This is a genomic window from Bacteroidota bacterium, from assembly GCA_016720935.1.
Lineage (GTDB): Bacteria > Bacteroidota > Bacteroidia > AKYH767-A > 2013-40CM-41-45 > JADKJP01.
Genome location: JADKJP010000002.1, coordinates 489,787 through 507,894 on the forward strand (window position 1 = coordinate 489,787; position 18,108 = coordinate 507,894).

Consider the following 18,108-nt stretch of genomic DNA (forward strand, 5'->3'; position numbering starts at 1 on the left):
TGTGATAATCGAAAAAAACATCAAGGGCACTAATTAGTGTATTAGCGAAAGGGCTGCAGATTGAGAATGCCCGTTTTCTCCGGTAACCCGTATATAGTACAAACCCGGTGAAAGAGGTTGTTTAGCTTCCAGGAAAGACCACTCAAATGTATGGAGACCCGCGATCTCATTGCTACTGTATGGATTAGAAACACAGATACCCTGGCTGTTGAGAACTTCAATTTTTAAACGACCATTTTCCGGAGCATTTATGGCAATTCGAATCTTGTCCTGCAATTTTGCAGGATTTGGGAATACTTTGAGTTCGATTTGTCTTGTTTGTAATCTCGGAAGACCAGTAGTATTCAACCAATCCATTAAACGAACTGTTTCTGCATTGATAACTTGTTTTTGATTTAATGATGTATCTCCATCATAAGCGAGGTAGGCGACAAGATTTAGATTGGCAATATTCCACGATGAATCAGGGATGAAACTCAGGTTTTGTGTATAGGTTGCGCCAGGTGTTACTTGCGGAGGAAGCGGTCCGACCATTCCCCAGGAACCTGCTAATCCGCGTCTGACAGTTTTATTATGGAACCAGTTTACCAAAGGGTTGGCTCCGTTCTGGATCGTGGTCAGATAGTTTGTTTGTTCCAAAGAGCCTGTAGCCGGGATACTATCTTCAGTGATATATACATTCATTTTTATCGGTACACCCAAAATCGGCGCGCTGTCGAAATTCATATCCACACTGAAATGATATTGTTGTCCGTCAAAATAAGGATCACGTAATGAAATACTTGCTATAGCCGCGACATTCATCCGGTCATTGTAGTGCGAATTAAAAGTAAGATGGGAAACATGAATGTGGGCATTGCCGGGATATTTGTAACGATCCACCGCGCCGGCAGGATAACTTACAACTCCAAACATATCGCGGACAGCGGGCCATTCCGTGATTTCAAGATCATCCCATTCGTGCCATGATAGTGCAATTGTGTTTAAGGGATGAAGCGCCTCCAGGTTTTCGATTCTTACGGCTGCATCCGGACAGCCGCCACACCAGGCGCCGGTAAATTCTTCTACCAATACTTTTCTAACGGTTTGAGCCCGGGATTGTAAGCTGATTGAAAGCAAGCACAGAAGAAGAAGTCTGTAGATCATACGAATGGAACTATGTATTTCAAAGATATATATTTCCCCTCATCATGCATAGTAAAATCAGATAAGTACAATAAAAAATGTGTGAATGATGTAACTCTTAGACTGAATTGTGTAATGTGATAACGCATGGTAAATCGGAACTTTGATCAATAAAGAAGTAGTTCATCATTAATAATTCAGCCATGAAAACCAACCAAAAAAACGTGAAAAGCAGTACCATTCCGGCTGTAAAAAACAAAAATGAGGAAACAATTAAATCAGTTGTTCCCGGGAAAACAATCGTTCCATCCGTGAAACCTCTTGTCGCTGAAAAGGAAAAGGCTCCAAAAGAAGACATTCAAAAAGAGCTTCAGGAAAGGGAACATCTGCGCGAAACCAAAACTCCGGAAGCAAAAACGCCTCAAACTAAATCAAGAAAATGAAAATTTAGTATTTGTTTATAAAGTATACTCAGATGGGAAACATGCTCCTCGCAATCGGAATTATTCAAGTTGGAATTGCCACCATTGGATTTATTGCATTCAACCCATTTGATGTAATTCAAATACTGATTGTGCTTATTTCTATCGTGCTATTATACAAGCTTTCAAGAAAAAAGGAGATTGAAAGTGAAAAATAAAACCTATAACAAAATCTATTATGAAAACGGGCAAAGTATTTTTAGGAGTGTTGGCAGGACTTGCCACTGGTGCAATGTTAGGAATTCTTTTCGCTCCTGATAAAGGTACGCGAACAAGGAGAAGAATTGTACACAAGGGAGAAGATGTGTTGGATTCAATGGAGGAAAGATTTGATGATTTCCTTGAAAAAGTAAGCGAAAAGGTTGACCAGACTATTCGTACAACAGATCACCTGGTTGCAAAGGCAAATGGGAAATACGAAGATGTCAGGGACACCATTAAAAAGGAAGTGAAAAATAACATTGGTTGATTACTGGTTTTTTAGAATGAACCAGTGATGCACGCCAATTTTATCAATTCCAATTGATAGCATTTGCATTTTAAGATGTTGTTTTGGCGTTTTCGTTTTATGAAATGTACTTTGTAAAAACAACTGAGATTATGAAAAGGCTTGACAACAAAACTGTATTTATTACAGGTGGATTATCCGGTATCGGAAAAGCATGTGCAATTCTTGCCGCCAGCGAAGGCGCGAATCTTGCAATTGCAGATATGAAATCATCCGGTGGTGATTTATCAATGGAGGAAATTCGTAAAGTTAATCCCAAAGCGATTTTTATCGAATGTGATGTTTCTGTCTTCGCACAAGTGGGAACAGCTATTGAAAAAACGGTAGCTACGTTTGGAGGCCTTGATGTCGCGCTTAACAATGCCGGTATTGGCGGTGAGCCGAATAAAATCGGAGAGATGAGCGAAGCATCCTGGTTGAAAGTGATTGGCGTAAATCTCAATGGTGTTTTTAATTCCATGAGACATGAGCTTGCACAAATGTCAAAACAAAAATCAGGCTCAATTATCAATATGTCATCTATTCTTGGGCAGGTAGGCTTTGCGAGTTCCGCTCATTATGTTGCCGCGAAACACGGAGTCATCGGACTAACACAAACCGCTGCAATTGAATACGGGCAATCCGGTATTCGTATTAACGCCATCTGTCCTGGTTTCATCGACACTCCACTTCTGGTGAAGGGTGGCATAAGTGATCATGCTGAAGTGAAACAAATGATCATTGACCTTCATCCGATGAAACGTTTTGGAAAATCAGAAGAGATCGCTAACGGATTTTTATTTCTTGCCTCCGATGAAAGTTCATTCATGACCGGATCAGCAATGGAAATCGATGGAGGTTATCTGGCTCAGTAAAACTGTAAGCGCTGTAAAATCGCAGATACCGTGAAATACAAGCAGCAAGGGACATGTGTCGGAAAATTTGATACAATTGTTTATAATCCTTCAATTCTTTGCATGAATGTTTGAGAGAACTAAATGCAAAATGTGTGAATCATGTAAATTTTGCTCCCGGAAGTGTAAGGTTTTGTATCCAAAGTATCATGACCTTTAACTGATTCTGCATATCCGGAGTTTTGATCCGGGGGGATATGGCTGAAATTTTCAGCTGCACATTTTTGGAACTGAATTTGGAAAATCATGATAGAAGTTAAGAAGGAAGGCGTTCTGCTTAAGAAGACAAAATTTGGTTTTGAAAATGAAGGCGTACTGAATCCTGCAGTAATCCAGGAGAAAGAATTGATTCATTTGTTTTACAGAGCAGTAAGAAAAGGTAATTATTCCAGTATCGGATATTGCCAACTGGATAGTCCAATGAACATAAAAGAGAGGTATGATATGCCTGTTCTTTTCCCTCAAAATGATTATGAGTCTCAGGGATTGGAAGATCCAAGGATTGTCAAGATTGATGATTTGTTTTACTTAACCTATACCGCTTATGATGGTGTCAATGCATTGGGAGCACTGGCAACATCAAAGGACCTGATTAATTTTGAAAAGAAAGGAATCATCGTTCCAAGATTGACCTATTCTGAATTCAGTCATCTTGCGGAGGCAAAAGGAAGTATCAACGAAAAATATCTTCGTTTCAATGAACATCTGCGAGTTCATGGAAAGGAGGGCGTTATTACATATTTATGGGACAAAAATGTGATATTTTTTCCACGAAGGATCAATGGTAAATTGTATTTTCTGCATCGAATTCGTCCTGATATTCAAATTACCTGCGTGCATGATTTAAATGAGCTGACACCTGAATTCTGGCAAAATTATTTTCTTCGGATGAATGAGTTCATTTTACTTTCTCCAAAATACAAACATGAAGTGAGCTATATAGGAGGAGGTTGTCCGCCTATTGAAACAAATGAAGGATGGTTGCTGATATATCATGGTGTTCATGACACAGTTAGTGGTTATGTTTATTCAGCATGTGCCGCATTGCTGGATTTAAATAATCCACAAAAGGAAATCGCACGACTTCCATATGCGTTGTTTAAGCCGGAATACGACTGGGAATTAAAAGGAGAAGTGAACAATGTATGTTTTCCAACCGGTGCAATTGTAAACCAGGATACGCTTTATATTTATTACGGTGCAGCTGACGAGCAAATCGCATGCGCCTCTGTGAGTGTGTCAGGACTGATAAAGGAACTTTTACTTAATAAGAAAAAAAATGATGCTTGAATTTGTTGTTGATAAGAAACTTCCGGCGATCGAGGGTCAACCTTCTCTTTTCGTAAACAGAACAGGTAAAGTGATACCTGTTGGGAAAACAAAATTGCCGGAATTGTTATTCATCAGTTCATTTCCGCCGCGCGAATGCGGTATCGCTACGTATTCACAGGATTTGATCAATGCAATACGGAATAAATTCAGCCGATCATTTACAATAAAAGTCTGCCCTCTTGAATCAAGCTCTGAAAGGCATTCGTATTCTGAAGATATTAAATACATCCTGAATACAGACCACCCGAGTGCATTTCCCCGTTTGGCGGAATCCATCAATGCGGACGAGAACATTCAAATGATTTTTATTCAACATGAATTTGGATTTTACGCAAAAAAAGAAAAGGAGTTCAGGCAATTACTTTTCGATTTAAAGAAACCGGTAGTAATTGTATTTCACACGGTGCTTCCAAATCCTGACGATATGTTGAAGGAGAATGTAAAACAAATTGCATCGCTTGCAACCTCCGTGGTTGTCATGACAAATTCGTCAGCCAATATTCTGATTTGCGAGTATGCCATTCCTGCAAAAAAAATTACTGTGATTCCGCACGGGACACATCTGGTGCAACATGCCGATAAAAATGTATTGAAAGAGAAATACAATCTAAGCGGCAAGCAGGTACTCTCCACATTTGGTTTATTGAGTTCAGGAAAAAGTATTGAAACAACTCTGCAGGCTTTGCCTGAAATTGTAAAAATGCATCCGAATGTAAAATTTTTAATTATCGGGAAGACTCATCCATCTGTAGTTAAACAGGAAGGGGAAAAATACAGGAAAATGCTGGAGGAGAAAGTGGTTTCACTGAAAATGGAACCGTATGTGCTTTTCATCAACAAATTTTTACCGCTCCCGGAATTGCTGGATTATCTGCAGCTCTCGGACATTTATCTGTTTACTTCAAAGGATCCAAACCAGGCTGTCAGTGGGACATTTTCATATGCGATCAGTTGCGGTTGTCCGGTTATTTCAACACCCATTCCTCACGCGCAGGAGGTTTTGCGTAGTGATGCAGGGATTATAATAGATTTTGAAAACGCAAATCAATTGAGCGATGCTGTGCGAAGCCTCTTGAATGATGATGAGCGGAGGGTCAATATTGGATCCAATGGCTTGCACAGAATGGCTTCTACAGCCTGGGAAAATACAGCTATCGCGCATGCGCAACTGATTCAGAAAAAGAGTGAACTGGAATTATCTCTGAAATATGATTTCCCGGCAATTAACCTTGATCATGTAAAAAAGCTGACGACATCATTCGGTATGATTCAGTTCTCTAAAACCAATCATCCTGATATTGATTCCGGTTATACTCTTGATGATAATGCGAGGGCCCTCATTGCACTTTGCCAGCATTACGAACTGACAAGGGATGCATCAGATCTTGATTTGATTCAAGTATATCTCAATTTTATTGAATACTGTTTTCAGCCGGAAGGATATTTCCTGAATTATGTAAATGAAGAAGTAGAATTTACCGGGCAAAATAACTCTACCAATCTCGCGGATTCAAATGGCCGTGCGATTTGGGCACTTGGCTTTGTTGTTTCATTGACAGAAATCCTTCCGGAAAGCATCTCTTCAGCTGCCGGGAAAATTATGAATGCAGCATTGTTAAATGTCAGTAAGATTCATTCTACTCGAGCAATGGCTTTTGTGATAAAAGGCCTGTACTATAGTTTTACGGTAACAAAATCAATTGAGCAGCAATGGTTAATAAAAGAATTGGCGAACCGTCTGGTACAAATGTACCGACATGAAGTTGACGTGGAATGGGAATGGTTTGAAAGTTACCTGACCTACGCCAACAGCACTTTGCCGGAAGCTTTGTTATGTGCCTGGATTTCCACAGGTGAACCCGTTTATAAGGAAATTGCAAAATCCTCTTTTGATTTTTTATTGTCAAAAACTTTCCGCCAGGATAAAATCAAGGTGATATCAAATAAAAACTGGTTACACAAAGGCGAGGAAGCTGAACATACCTCACCGGGTGGTGAGCAGCCAATTGATGTGGCCTATACAATTATCGCGCTCGCTAAATTTTACGAAGTAACAAATGAAGAGGGTTATTTGAATAAGATGCTGACTTCATTCAACTGGTTTCTTGGAGCGAATCATCTGAATCAGATAATATACAATCCGTGTACCGGAGGTTGTTACGACGGATTGGAAGCGGAAAACGTTAATCTGAATCAGGGTGCTGAATCAACGATAAGTTATCTGATGGCGCGATTAACGATGGAGAAGACATTTCAAAATGTGAAAGTAAATAAGGTACTGGAAGCAAGTCAAATTTACAGATGAAAAATATAATGAAGCGGATTTTATAATTTTGTTTTGGATTCTTTTCTTTCTTTTTGAAATTTACTTCTCGGTTCATTCTCATTGAATTCAACCATTTGCTGATAGGCTTTCATCAGGTAATCGGGAATTGTTCCTTTATATTCAATTTTGTAATACGAAAAACCATTGTAGGGGATTTCGTTTTTTGCAGATAATAAACGAACACGCTTATCCACATTTTTCTCCTTAAAGTAATTCATAAATGTTGATTCTCTTTCGCTTAGCAATGTATTAAGACTGCTTTTTAATAGTGAAGGATTCACCAATCTTGTGCATTTTTCCTGGATGGTAAATACCATAGAGTCGTTGATTTGTTTGTTTAGATAGTCAACGAAGAGAGAATCCTTTACTGACATTTTATTTACTTTTTCGGAATCCGATTCCGAGAAATTCCCCTTTTTAAGGTCATTCATTGCTAAGTAATACTTCTTCTTTGCTTCATAAAACAAGATGTACTCCTTTTCCTTATCAGAATACGTCATGGGAGTAACCTGTATACTCGCTTCCTGATTTTTATCCAGAAATTCTGCCATGCGTTCAATAAAGATTTCCTGCTTGTGGGTTACCTCATGTTGACGCATTTCCCATTTCAATGTGAGTGATTTTTCAATTTGTTTTTCAGTGTTTTTTACCTGTAATCTATAGGGTGTAGTTGAAGGCTTTACAAATATGTTTTCAAGCAGGTCGAGAATGACATCGTGAAGATGAAATTTCGGATTTTTCAAATTCCCGGAAATAGGTATTTCATAATCTATAACATTCCCCCGTTCGCGTACAAACGCCATTATCAAAGGAACAGGTAGCCATTCATTGTCTTTATTCCTAAGTCGTTTGGTGAGTCTTGGATCAATGATCAGGAGGTGATTTTCGCTATGTATATTTCCATTGTTTACATGCCAGATTCCATTCAATTCTATTGTTCCCCGGTCGAGAGGGAAAGATGTATAGGAAATTGTATAGGGATTAAACATGGATGCAGCCATTTTTGTGAAGTGGTAGTTCATGTCAAAATCCGCGCTGTCTTTTGGACTGATGCTCAGGGAAACGTTAATATCACCATATGGAATAATACCTGTATTCAGCTTAAAATACACCCGATCGCGCTGGTTGTTGATAGAGTCAGCCAGGATAGTCAGAGGCGAAAGAGTGGCCGAAAATTTTTCGGAGATTGAATAGTCATTGAATTTCAGCCTGGCATTTGTAACCGCGAGATTGTTGATGGAATAATCACTTTGCAAAAAATTACGGGCAAGAATTTTTACATATCGGGCGATTTCAAGGATAAGATTGAATCGTTCCGGATCCGCCTGAACAGTGGTAATGTTGCCGCCTTGTTTACCAAACATCGTTTCCAGGTTATCCAGAATATCGTAACGTTCATATTTGAAATAAGGATGGGAGATGGAAATAGAGTCAAACAAGTATTTATGACCTTTTGGACTTAATTGAATAATGGAAAGTTTTAAGTTTTCGAAAGACGCATAATCCTCGGTCTTTGACTTACCGAAATGAAATTTATTCACTTCAATGAAACCTTTCGCATTCAGATTTTCTTCATCATCCAGGTTTCCGGTTGCATTTATTGAAGCTTCAAGGGAAGCGGAAAAAGTTCCGTAATTTGAAAGCGCTTTCATATATTGTTCAATGATGGTCAGATCAAATTGATGCGCATCAAAAGCCAGCCGGTAGTCGTTTGTTTTTATGTTGATAGTATAGTTTCCGTGTATTTCACCGGTCCCAATTCCTGCTAAAAATGAAAACTCAGCTGCTGTTGTATCGGTATCCCACCTGATTCCGGAGCTTTTATAATTCACTTCTTTTATGAAGTAGTTAACCGGAGTAACATTTTCGAGATAATGAAACTCGCCTTGTGTAACCTGAAAATTCAGAAGATTAAAATGGACCGGTTTTTTTTTGATTAGAATTGTAGTATCGGGGGCAAAACGCCTGATAATATCACTGAAATTCAATTCTTTTTTATCCTGGATGATATATCCTATCGGATGATCAACGTTCATTTCACTGATTTCATAGGTTTGTGAAAACAGTTTGGTCAATGAAAAATTTAAACTTAAATATCTGGCCGAGAAAAATACACTGTCACTGTTTTTTTCATATACTTTGACATTGTTCAAGCGGACATAACCTGTGAATGGATTGGTGTAAGCCCAATCTAACGTAATTTTCCTTCCCAGGTAGTTTTCGTCATATTTCTGAATTAGGAATTTTGTAATTGGCGAGCAAAATGCAAGAATTAAAATAACCACAGTCATGATCGAGATTATCACGATCAAAAAGGATTTTTTTATAATGGACATTGTTTGTGTTTTATGATGAAGAATCCGCGTCAAGTACAAATCGGTGACTTTGCAGTCCCACCAGGTTTTCAATGCGAGGAATATTGTTCGGAAATTTGTAGCGAATCAATAATCCTGAATATGATTAATCGCCACTAAGGTCTGTAGAATCGGCACGATTTTGCTTACACAACTTTTAAGGAATCTTACATAATTCCTACATTTTCCTCAGTGTTAAAATAAAATATGAATAACGAGGCATGCAATAAATTCAAGTTTTGATTATCTCAATATCTGCGTTGGATTTTTTCATTTCTCCTGAACCAGGCTTCATACTGAATCTGTAAACTATGTAATTTTTATACAAAATCATGTAAAGAATTTCACCACATCTGATCTACTTTCATGAAGATCTTAGCCGGACCCTAAATGATTTCAAGGGAGAAAAAATCAGTCAGTAAATTGTTGTCGCGTGAGCCAAAAAATGGACTCTCTTCCATGAGAGTAAGGAAGGCCAGGAGGAAACGGATTGTTAACAGGATAAAAATTGCAATTGTCAAAAAACTCAACTATCGAAATGCAAACACGGATACTTGCTTTTCGAAATATCTGAGCGAGGAGCTCAAATACAATTACACCTATCTGGCGAACGTTTTTTCTGAAAGCGAATCCATTACCATTGAACATTTTATTCTCATGCACAAGATAGAAATAGTGAAAAAGTTAATTACTAAGGACAAATTAACGTTAACTGAAATAGCTTCGAAACTAAACTATAGCAGTGTTGCCCATCTTTCCAATCAATTTAAAAAAATTAGTGGAGTAACTTCTTCAAAATTCAGAAAAGCAGTGTTGCCCGAAAGAGCATTTGATTATGGTAAGTAGTACAAGGAATTTATAGTAATCAAAATTCGAGGTGTTGTTGTTTATTCAGACTGAGAAGGAATTTCTATTTTTTGTTTGGCAACGATTACGGCATATTCTTTTGGAATTATTTTTTCACCATGGTTTATTGCATAGACTTTTGTGAATTCCGCGCCAAAGTAGAGGATGATGGCCGAGTAATAGACCCAAATCAGGATTAATATTACCGATCCTGCAGCTCCGTAGACTGTCGCTATCTCAGAAGTACTTAAATAGGCACCAATGGCGAATTTGCCTATCATAAACAGTAATGAAGTAAAAGATGCTCCAATCAGACAATCCTTCAAGGCGATTTTGCCGTCGGGAAGTGTTTTGAAAATGACAGTGAAAAGCAATGCGATGATGAGAAATACAACTATGAGGTTCATGATATAAAAGAAATAGATAGAATCTCTGGGGAAAAAAGCGGAAAGCTGGTGATTCAAAACATCCATTAGTGAATTCACAATCAATCCGACCATTAGAAGGAATCCAACAGTTCCGATCATCGAAAATGAAACCAGCCGATTTTTAATAAATTTAAATAAGCCGCGTTTTGGTTTTGCTTGTATTCCCCAGATAAAATTAAGTGAATCCTGTATTTCGGCAAAGACTCCGGATGCTCCAACCAGCAGGATGATGATGCCGATAATGGTTGCAAATGTGCTGCTGGTAGAAAGAGTGATATTTTTAATCATTTCCTGAATTTGAAATGCTGCAGTATTTCCAACCAGTCCATTGATCTGTCCATACAATTCCCCCTTAACAGCATCGGCACCAAAAAAAACACCACTGATACTGATGATTACTATCAATAAGGGAGGTAAAGAGAATATCGTATAATAAGAAAGGGCCGCGCTTAATTTAAGCGCGTTGTCGTCAATGAAAGCAAGCATCGTATCACTGAATAATGTTTTGACATTTTTTAAGCGGGTTTTCAATTTCAATTTCATTTTCAGTGAATTTTAAAATATATTTTTGTTTATATAACGGATTATATAGGGGAGTAAATCAAGGATGTTTCCATTTATTGAAATGCAATGTAGTCCGGTTTTCCGATGATGAAATCCCGGAAACCAAAATCTGAGGTTTTAAAGGTATTTACTTTGAAGACATCCCTGCCATTACCCGGAATCAGCGGGTAAAAAGCAATGGAAATCTGGAATGTGTTAAATACAAGTTTCTCGTTCAGCATGAGTACTCCTATTCCTATTTGAGAATATATCCTGCTATTGTTAAAGCCATTCGATTGTGCGCCAAGTATTGCGGCAGAGTAGGTGAGGTAAGGGCCGAAACGAAATCCAAGCACACTCCACGGCGCGTAAAACTGGGTTTGAATCGTCAGGATCATTCTGTGGGTACCTGACAAGCCGGAACTGTTGAAGCCATCAAGACCATACCCGTCTTTCAGCGTCAGGCTGTCATGGGAAAATCGGTTCAGTCCAAAAGTGAAGGACGGCTTTATAAATTGCCGCATTTTCCAATTTCCGATTTCCATCAATCCGGTAAAATAGGTGATGCCTGCAGAAATAATTCCTTGTTCCGGTTTTGAACCTCTAATAAAAGTGCCATATTCATAACTTGAACTGAGATATCCCCAGGAATAATAATTTCCAAGCGCGAAACGAACACCAACATACTGTCGGATTTCATTATTTCTGATTTGGTGGCCAATCGTCAGGCCAACTACTTGTCCAACCGGAACATCTTCTGTAGTACCATATTTAAAAATGTATTTATCCTGAAAATATTTTCGGGTAACAACACCGATTCCTGCAAGAAAAAAATCCTCATTGGCATAAACTCTTTTTGGATCCAAAAATTCAGTCGGCCGGTTAAGGTATCGGATGCGCAGATACCGCATTGTTGTTATGAAATTTGTAGTTCTAACTTCTTCACTATTGCCTTTAAAGATTTGCAAAGCAAAACCACCCCAATAATCCTGTGTGTTGAATTTATAATCCTGTTGAATGTACTTTTGATCGGCGAGTAAAATCGAATCGGACCTGAATTGCTGGGAGAAATTCATTCCCGCTGCCCATTTAGCGAAGGCTGAAAAGAAAGGTCGATCAATGGTTATATTCCGGATATAACTTCTGTGTTCATCAGAGTCAAAATGAAATGTCGCATTCGTATAGGTATTTCTGATGTTTGAAATGAAATAGTTGGCATTGTATGCATAAGCACCGATGCTATGATTCCATGAATAACCAATTTGTAATTCGTGACCTAATCCGGCGAAATTCTTATCGAGAACATTCAATGAGGCTTTGCTCGAGCTGATACCAATTTTCGGAATGATACTCCATTTGTCCATCTCCCGAATAAAGATATCTACTGAATCGGAATTTTTTGAAACAGGAGAAACTGTAAAGAGAACATCGTGTACGAAGCCGTTTTTGCGCACCAATCGCTCCGATTCTCTCACCAGTAAGGAATCGAAGACCTGATTTTCTTTAAAGAGAAGAAAATTGCGGATTGTGAGGTGAAGAGATTTAATGTGTAATGTATTCCCGGCACGTAATAAATAGTTATGATTTATTGTTGCCGTATCTCTTATGGATTTTCCAAAAGGATCGAGTGTTTGTATATTAATACTCCGGATTATTTTTCCTTCAAAAGGCCTGTAGGATTTTTGAATGAGACTTTTGTAAGCACCTTTTTTTGATTTCACAGGCGGTTGTATTGTTGTATCCGCTGAAAATATCAGTGGATAAAGCAATTTAGCCAGCTTGTGACGTTTCGAATAGGATTCAATATTTCGGTAAACACGATTTGAATCCGGTTTGTCAGGATTGCCTTGTGCTATCACAAATTCACTCATACAAAGTGTACAAAATGCAAGCAGGGAGATATGAATTCGCTGCATTTGTCTGAGTTTTATTTTGGCACTATAAAATTAGTGAGTAAGAATGAAAATGATATGGAATTTGAAAAAAATGATTTCACTCCACCTGTGGATTCCCGGGTTGTTTAAATCACATTTTATATCTGAATTCTAATATTTCAACTTGGAATTTATATATTTTGTTGATTCCATGACATAAATCATTTTATTGAATCGTCGCTTCTTCACAAGATTAAGTTCATGTAATCTAGCTATTGATGATCCGGATTTTAAGTCTGTAAAGTTTCTGATGAAATTAAAGTTCAGAAACAAAATCTGACAAATGCCTGTTGAATAGCTCAGATTGTTCAAGATTTGACATGTGTCCTGCATCGTTAATCGTATGCCAGGTTGAATTTTCGATATGATCGTGAAGGAATTTGGATTGCTCCGGCGGTGCCACGGAATCTTCAGATCCGCAGAGAATGAGTGTCGGGACTTTAATAAGACCCAGCCCGGAACACATTTCCCAGCGTTGAGCCAAAGCGCTAAGAGTTCCTGTAATTGTAAGCGGTGGTGTAGAGAGAATCGTGTGTTTCATTTTTTCTATCCAGCCAATGTTGTTATTCAATGATTTTCTGCAAAAAATTGAATTCACAAAATTTTCAGCAAAATCCATATATCCTTTCTCAAGGATGTGTTGAATTGTTTTCTCCCGTTTTTCTTTAACCTCAGGTGAATCCGCTAAGCATTGGGTATCACAAAGAACGATTGCTTCGAAGCGCTCAGGAAAGCGGGCAATCGCATTCAATAAAATATATCCACCCATGGATAAGCCACATACAATTGCTTTTTCTATTTTGAGGCTATCCATCATTCGAATCAGATCGTCCGCAAAGAGACTCATACTTGCTTTCGTATTCCCTGCACTTGATTTTCCAAAACCCCTGATATCAAAGGATATGACCCGGTTTATTTTGCTGAAATAATCCATCTGCGGTTGCCACATTGATTTATCAAATGGAAATCCATGAATGAAAATGATGGGTAGTTTTCCTTCACCCAAATCATCATAATTCAAAATTATATCCTGTAATTGAATGTTTAAATTTGTACCCTTATTTACCGTTGATGTATTCATAATTTGATCTTTCATTTTTGAAAAATTTTGAATTGCCCTTAATGATTATTTCTTGTTATTCTTTTCTTCTTTGGCTTTTTTTTCTTCCTGTTCTTTTTTTAATTTTTCGGCGGCCTTTTGTTTTTTATTGAAATATCCCCTCAGGAGAATATTGTGTTGAGCTGCCTGCATGTTTTCATCCAGACCTTTGGTGCTTTTTTTCAGGTTCAGCAAAGTCTGGTTCATGTTTTCAGCGAAAGTAGAGTCCTGGATAAGCCTGCCAATGGTTCCATTGCCATTGTTTATTTTAACCATGATTTCTGCCAGCTGTTGGGAAATGATTTCCGCATTTCCGGCTGTAACCTGCAGACTGGCCATAATCGCGTCTGTTTCCACCGGCTCAGCGGAAGATAATTCAGCTCCCTCTTTTGCCAGGCTTGCATCCGCGCTACCTTGTGTTATGATCAGCAATCGGTCCCCAATAAGGCCTTCCGATCCGATCGCTACCTCGCAATCGGATTTGATGAATTGTTTTACTTCTTTTTTTACGAGCATGTCTACCCGAACTGTGGAATCGTTGATGATAGTGATCTTATCGACAGTACCTACATTAATACCGGAAAAACGAATATTGTTTCCTACCTGCAAACCACTCACATTGTAGAAAGTACTGGTTAGTTTGAATACCGGATTAAACAGGTTTTTTTGTTTCCCGATAATAAATATGGCGAGAACAAAAAGTGCAAGACCTCCGGCGATAAAAAGCCCGAGTCGTATTTTGAATTTTTGAGTGTGTGTGTCCATGATGAATTAATTGTATTTTTCAGTATTAACCAAGGGGATAAATTATTTGAAAAAGGAGTGTATTTCCGGATCTGAAGATTTTTCAAACTCCTGAAGGCTTCCTTCCTTATACATTTCACCATCTTTTAACATGACGATACGGTTGCCGGTTGTTTTCGCGCAAGCGATGTCATGTGTGATGATGATTGATGTTGTTTTGTATTTCTTCTGAACCTCAAGAATCAATGCGCTGATTTCATCTGAAGTCACCGGGTCAAGTCCGGTTGTAGGCTCGTCGTACAACATGATCAAAGGATCAACTACAATGGTACGTGCCAGACTGATCCTCTTTCGCATTCCTCCTGATAATTGAGAGGGCATCTTATTCAGTGTATCAGCCAAACCTACATTGGTGAGTGCTTCGTTGATTTTTTCATCCACTTCGGATGTTGTCATGTTTCTTTTGATCCTTCTCAGAGGGAACTCCAGATTTTGTTTAACGGTCATCGAATCATACAAAGCCCCGCTTTGGAAAAGAAAACCGATTTTTGTTCTCAGTTCACTGAGTTTTTTGTTTTCCATTGTGAGGACATCTTCATTAAAAACAGAAATGGAACCGGAGTCAGATGGGATTAGTCTTGCTATGCATTTGATGAGTACCGATTTTCCTGAACCTGATTTACCGATAACGACGAGATTCTCACCGGTAAATACTTTCAAATTAATTCCGTTTAAGACCTTCTGATTGCCAAAGGATTTTTTCAAGTCTTTAATTTCTATAACGGTTTCCTGATTTTCGTTTGATGAAGCAGGAATGTTCATTTCCGTTGTGGGTGTCGTATCGTTCATCAGAGCATATCCGTTATTTGTACAGCGATTACATCCACAACAATAACAAGCAGGGATCCGAGTACTACGGCTGAATTTGCCGCGACTCCAACACTTTCAGTACCTCTTCCGGCATTGTAGCCTTTGTAACAACCTACGATCCCGATCACCGCGCCAAAAAAGAATGATTTGATGACAGCAGGAAAAAAGTCGAGGAATTCAACATGACTGAATGCCTGAGAAAAGAACAAGGTAAATGAAACATCTCCTTTGAGATTTGTACCAAGCCAGCTTCCGATCATTCCCCATGCATCAGCGTAGAGTATAAGTAGAGGAATCATAATTGTGGCTGCAATAACACGTGTCACAACAAGGAACCTCATTGGATTTGTGGACGAGACTTCCATAGCATCAATTTGTTCTGTAACTTTCATTGAGCCAAGCTCAGCGCCCATTCCGGAACCAATTTTGCCGGCGCAAATGAGAGCAGTAATCACAGGGCCCATTTCACGTATCAGTGAAACAGCTACCATTCCGGGCAGCATTGTCACCGCTCCGAAATCAACCAGCACCGGACGCGATTGAATCGTTAGCACGAGACCCATGATCGCGCCGGTGATGGAAATCAATGGAAGTGATTTGTAGCCGATTTGAAAACACTGACGAAACAGTTCTTTCCATTCAAAGTGACGTGTAAATGTTTCTTTGATTATTTCCCAAATAAAAAGAAAGCCATCCGCAAGACTTGTTGCAAACAGACTAATAGCAGACTTTCTCGCGAGTGCCTGATCACTTAACTTCAGGGTTTGCTCTGTCGCGAATCCTTTTATTTTGGTGACTGGTTTAATGATTGGCATGATGATTATTTCTAGTACTTCATTTCTCTGTTTAATTTGGCAATTGAGCGCGTCAGTTCATGTACCTTCTCAATATCCATGCAATGGTTTCGTGATCTTCCATTAATCCCGTGAGAAGATCGGCGGTGCCTGCATCGCCATACTTATCACCACAAAGATCAATTTGCTTTCTCAGCTGCCGAATTACGGATTCATGATCATTAAAAAGTTCTTCCAGCATTTTATTCTGGGACAAATGGTTTCCGTGAGACTCTTTCAATGTGGCGTGTGAAGAAAATTCTTTCATGGAGCCAATTGTCTTTGAGCCGAGTTTGCCAATGCGTTCAGCGAGCTCATCAATGTACTCTTCCAGCTGTTTATACTGCTGTTCAAATAGTTTGTGTAATTCCATAAAACTTTCTCCGGACACATTCCAGTGAAAATTTCTTGTCTTTATATATAATACCATTTCATCTGAAAGAGAAGTAGATAATAATGTGACGATGTTTTCCAGATTTTTGTCGGAAATACCAATGCCGGGTTTGTTTTTTGTTTTCATGTTATTTTTTTATAAAACCAAAATTTAATTTACTTGTAGGAACCACATTGCCCAGGAGAAATCCCCAGGGTTTCAGAGGTTCAATATGATCAAATATCAATTTCAGGATTGCAGTTAAAGGAATGGAAAGAAACATTCCCGGGATACCCCACAGCGCTGCACCCACGAGGACCACTACCACTGAGACAAGCGCGTTGATCTTCACTTTAGCAGCAACGATACTCGGGATGATGAAGTGATTGTCTATAAATTGAATCGCGAGGTACACGCCCATGACCATGAGAGGAGCAGTGATGGAATCTTTCGTGATGAAGGCAATAATCATTGGTAAGGCGATCGCGATTACTCCTCCGACGTAGGGTATTACATTCAGTAATGCACCGGTTACACCAAGAATTATGGCATAATCAATACCTAAGATCAGTAAACCTGTTGAATTCAGAACCGCGATGATCGCCGCTTCTATCAATAATCCACTCAGGTAACTCTGAATTATATTTTTAGAATTAATCAGCACTTCATATACTTCCGGTTGTTGACTTGATTTGAAGAGTTTATTTACAAACTGGAGCAATAAATTTTTGTAATACAGAATCATGAAGAGATATACGGGAAGCAATACAACAATGATGATTACACTGTTTATTGTTGAAACGGTTTGTCCGATACTGCCACCGAGATTTCGAACAATATCCTCGTTTGTCGCATTTATCCAGGCATGGATCTTATATGTTCTGATGTTGAATTTTTCTGAGATCCAGTGAATGAGTTGAACACTGGTTTGGTTGAATTTAACTTTTAACTGAGGATATGTTTCACTCAACAAACTGATCTGAACGGATAAAAACCAGATTAAACCAATGGTAAATAAAATGGTAACAAAAACTGATATGAAGATTGCGAAAATTCTATTGAGCCTGTGTTTTGTGAGAAAATTCACGAGTGGATTTAGCAGGATCGCAATGATGGTTGCATAAATAAGGGGCAAAATGATTTGTTGGCCTATGAATAGAATAAAAACTGTTGCCACTCCGCCAATAACAATAAATGCATATTTAGCATAAAATGGAAAATTCAATGTGCTTTTCATTTGTTTACAAGAAAGAAAGCAGGAGGAATGCGTTCATTCTAGCACCTGCTAAATTACTTTTTTTGGTCCGCAGCTCTGTTACACAACTTCCGGATTATGTTACATAATTCACATGTCCGGGAATGTGCATTAATTGATAAAAATGTGTGTCTGCTTATATAAAATGAAGAGAGCCGTTGAA

16 protein-coding genes are annotated in these 18,108 nt (G+C 38.6%); 6 read left to right on the plus strand and 10 right to left on the minus strand.

All coding sequences use genetic code 11. From position 1 onward, the window contains the following. Positions 1-33: 33 nt before the first annotated feature. Positions 34-1,146 carry an Omp28-related outer membrane protein gene (locus tag IPP86_02220; protein MBL0137331.1) on the minus strand — a complete coding sequence of 371 codons (1,113 nt, stop codon included), beginning with the start codon at positions 1,144-1,146 and terminating at the stop codon, positions 34-36. 182 nt (positions 1,147-1,328) lie between these two features. Here IPP86_02220 and IPP86_02225 point away from each other — a divergent pair, with 182 nt between their 5' ends. The 5 genes from IPP86_02225 to IPP86_02245 all read left to right on the plus strand — a co-directional run bounded on the left by IPP86_02225 (position 1,329) and on the right by IPP86_02245 (position 6,645). Beyond that, positions 1,329-1,568 carry a hypothetical protein gene (locus IPP86_02225; protein ID MBL0137332.1) on the plus strand — a complete coding sequence of 80 codons (240 nt, stop codon included), beginning with the start codon at positions 1,329-1,331 and terminating at the stop codon, positions 1,566-1,568. A 217-nt stretch (positions 1,569-1,785) separates the two neighbouring features. Then, positions 1,786-2,076: a YtxH domain-containing protein gene (locus IPP86_02230; protein MBL0137333.1), complete on the plus strand. Its 291-nt coding sequence runs from the start codon at positions 1,786-1,788 to the stop codon at positions 2,074-2,076. A gap of 131 nt (positions 2,077-2,207) precedes the next feature. Continuing rightward, complete coding sequence (locus IPP86_02235; protein MBL0137334.1) at positions 2,208-2,969, plus strand: SDR family oxidoreductase; 762 nt, start codon at positions 2,208-2,210, stop codon at positions 2,967-2,969. A 285-nt stretch (positions 2,970-3,254) separates the two neighbouring features. Beyond that, positions 3,255-4,298, plus strand: coding sequence for a pesticidal protein Cry7Aa (locus tag IPP86_02240; GenBank protein MBL0137335.1), 1,044 nt, complete (start codon positions 3,255-3,257; stop codon positions 4,296-4,298). Positions 4,299-4,392: 94 nt separating this feature from the next. Then, positions 4,393-6,645, plus strand: a complete 2,253-nt coding sequence (locus IPP86_02245) for a glycosyltransferase (GenBank protein ID MBL0137336.1) — start codon at positions 4,393-4,395, stop codon at positions 6,643-6,645. A gap of 20 nt (positions 6,646-6,665) precedes the next feature. Here IPP86_02245 and IPP86_02250 read toward each other — a convergent pair whose 3' ends face one another. Continuing rightward, entirely contained in the window at positions 6,666-9,002 is a 2,337-nt protein-coding gene (locus IPP86_02250) for a DUF748 domain-containing protein (protein ID MBL0137337.1), read from the minus strand. A 408-nt stretch (positions 9,003-9,410) separates the two neighbouring features. On the opposite strand from IPP86_02250, the gene IPP86_02255 reads away from it, so the two are divergent. Then, entirely contained in the window at positions 9,411-9,866 is a 456-nt protein-coding gene (locus tag IPP86_02255) for a helix-turn-helix transcriptional regulator (protein ID MBL0137338.1), read from the plus strand. 41 nt (positions 9,867-9,907) lie between these two features. Here IPP86_02255 and IPP86_02260 read toward each other — a convergent pair whose 3' ends face one another. The 8 genes from IPP86_02260 to IPP86_02295 form a co-directional block, all read right to left on the minus strand. Beyond that, positions 9,908-10,837: a YihY/virulence factor BrkB family protein gene (locus IPP86_02260; protein ID MBL0137339.1), complete on the minus strand. Its 930-nt coding sequence runs from the start codon at positions 10,835-10,837 to the stop codon at positions 9,908-9,910. Positions 10,838-10,911: 74 nt separating this feature from the next. Next, positions 10,912-12,753, minus strand: a complete 1,842-nt coding sequence (locus IPP86_02265) for a hypothetical protein (GenBank protein MBL0137340.1) — start codon at positions 12,751-12,753, stop codon at positions 10,912-10,914. A gap of 274 nt (positions 12,754-13,027) precedes the next feature. Further along, positions 13,028-13,867 (minus strand): alpha/beta fold hydrolase, encoded by an 840-nt coding sequence (locus IPP86_02270; protein ID MBL0137341.1) that lies wholly within the window; start codon positions 13,865-13,867, stop codon positions 13,028-13,030. A 30-nt stretch (positions 13,868-13,897) separates the two neighbouring features. After that, positions 13,898-14,635 (minus strand): MCE family protein, encoded by a 738-nt coding sequence (locus tag IPP86_02275; protein MBL0137342.1) that lies wholly within the window; start codon positions 14,633-14,635, stop codon positions 13,898-13,900. Positions 14,636-14,677: 42 nt separating this feature from the next. Further along, positions 14,678-15,436, minus strand: a complete 759-nt coding sequence (locus IPP86_02280; GenBank protein MBL0137343.1) for an ATP-binding cassette domain-containing protein — start codon at positions 15,434-15,436, stop codon at positions 14,678-14,680. 26 nt (positions 15,437-15,462) lie between these two features. Continuing rightward, positions 15,463-16,299, minus strand: a complete 837-nt coding sequence (locus tag IPP86_02285; protein MBL0137344.1) for an ABC transporter permease — start codon at positions 16,297-16,299, stop codon at positions 15,463-15,465. Positions 16,300-16,351: 52 nt separating this feature from the next. Beyond that, on the minus strand, positions 16,352-16,837 hold the full coding sequence (locus IPP86_02290; GenBank protein MBL0137345.1) for a DNA starvation/stationary phase protection protein: 486 nt from the start codon (positions 16,835-16,837) through the stop codon (positions 16,352-16,354). A gap of 1 nt (position 16,838) precedes the next feature. Continuing rightward, the gene (locus IPP86_02295) at positions 16,839-17,927 is read right to left on the minus strand and encodes an AI-2E family transporter (GenBank protein MBL0137346.1); all 1,089 of its coding nucleotides are present in this window, start codon (positions 17,925-17,927) and stop codon (positions 16,839-16,841) included. Positions 17,928-18,108 lie beyond the last annotated feature (181 nt).

Coding starts and splice junctions, on each gene's coding strand:
- IPP86_02220 (MBL0137331.1), bottom strand. CDS start 1,146: ATGATCTACAGACTTCTTCTTCTGTGCTTGCTTTCAATCAGCTTACAA.
- IPP86_02225 (MBL0137332.1), top strand. CDS start 1,329: ATGAAAACCAACCAAAAAAACGTGAAAAGCAGTACCATTCCGGCTGTA.
- IPP86_02230 (MBL0137333.1), top strand. CDS start 1,786: ATGAAAACGGGCAAAGTATTTTTAGGAGTGTTGGCAGGACTTGCCACT.
- IPP86_02235 (MBL0137334.1), top strand. CDS start 2,208: ATGAAAAGGCTTGACAACAAAACTGTATTTATTACAGGTGGATTATCC.
- IPP86_02240 (MBL0137335.1), top strand. CDS start 3,255: ATGATAGAAGTTAAGAAGGAAGGCGTTCTGCTTAAGAAGACAAAATTT.
- IPP86_02250 (MBL0137337.1), bottom strand. CDS start 9,002: ATGTCCATTATAAAAAAATCCTTTTTGATCGTGATAATCTCGATCATG.
- IPP86_02255 (MBL0137338.1), top strand. CDS start 9,411: ATGATTTCAAGGGAGAAAAAATCAGTCAGTAAATTGTTGTCGCGTGAG.
- IPP86_02260 (MBL0137339.1), bottom strand. CDS start 10,837: ATGAAATTGAAATTGAAAACCCGCTTAAAAAATGTCAAAACATTATTC.
- IPP86_02265 (MBL0137340.1), bottom strand. CDS start 12,753: ATGCAGCGAATTCATATCTCCCTGCTTGCATTTTGTACACTTTGTATG.
- IPP86_02270 (MBL0137341.1), bottom strand. CDS start 13,867: ATGAAAGATCAAATTATGAATACATCAACGGTAAATAAGGGTACAAAT.
- IPP86_02275 (MBL0137342.1), bottom strand. CDS start 14,635: ATGGACACACACACTCAAAAATTCAAAATACGACTCGGGCTTTTTATC.
- IPP86_02280 (MBL0137343.1), bottom strand. CDS start 15,436: ATGAACATTCCTGCTTCATCAAACGAAAATCAGGAAACCGTTATAGAA.
- IPP86_02285 (MBL0137344.1), bottom strand. CDS start 16,299: ATGCCAATCATTAAACCAGTCACCAAAATAAAAGGATTCGCGACAGAG.
- IPP86_02290 (MBL0137345.1), bottom strand. CDS start 16,837: ATGAAAACAAAAAACAAACCCGGCATTGGTATTTCCGACAAAAATCTG.
- IPP86_02295 (MBL0137346.1), bottom strand. CDS start 17,927: ATGAAAAGCACATTGAATTTTCCATTTTATGCTAAATATGCATTTATT.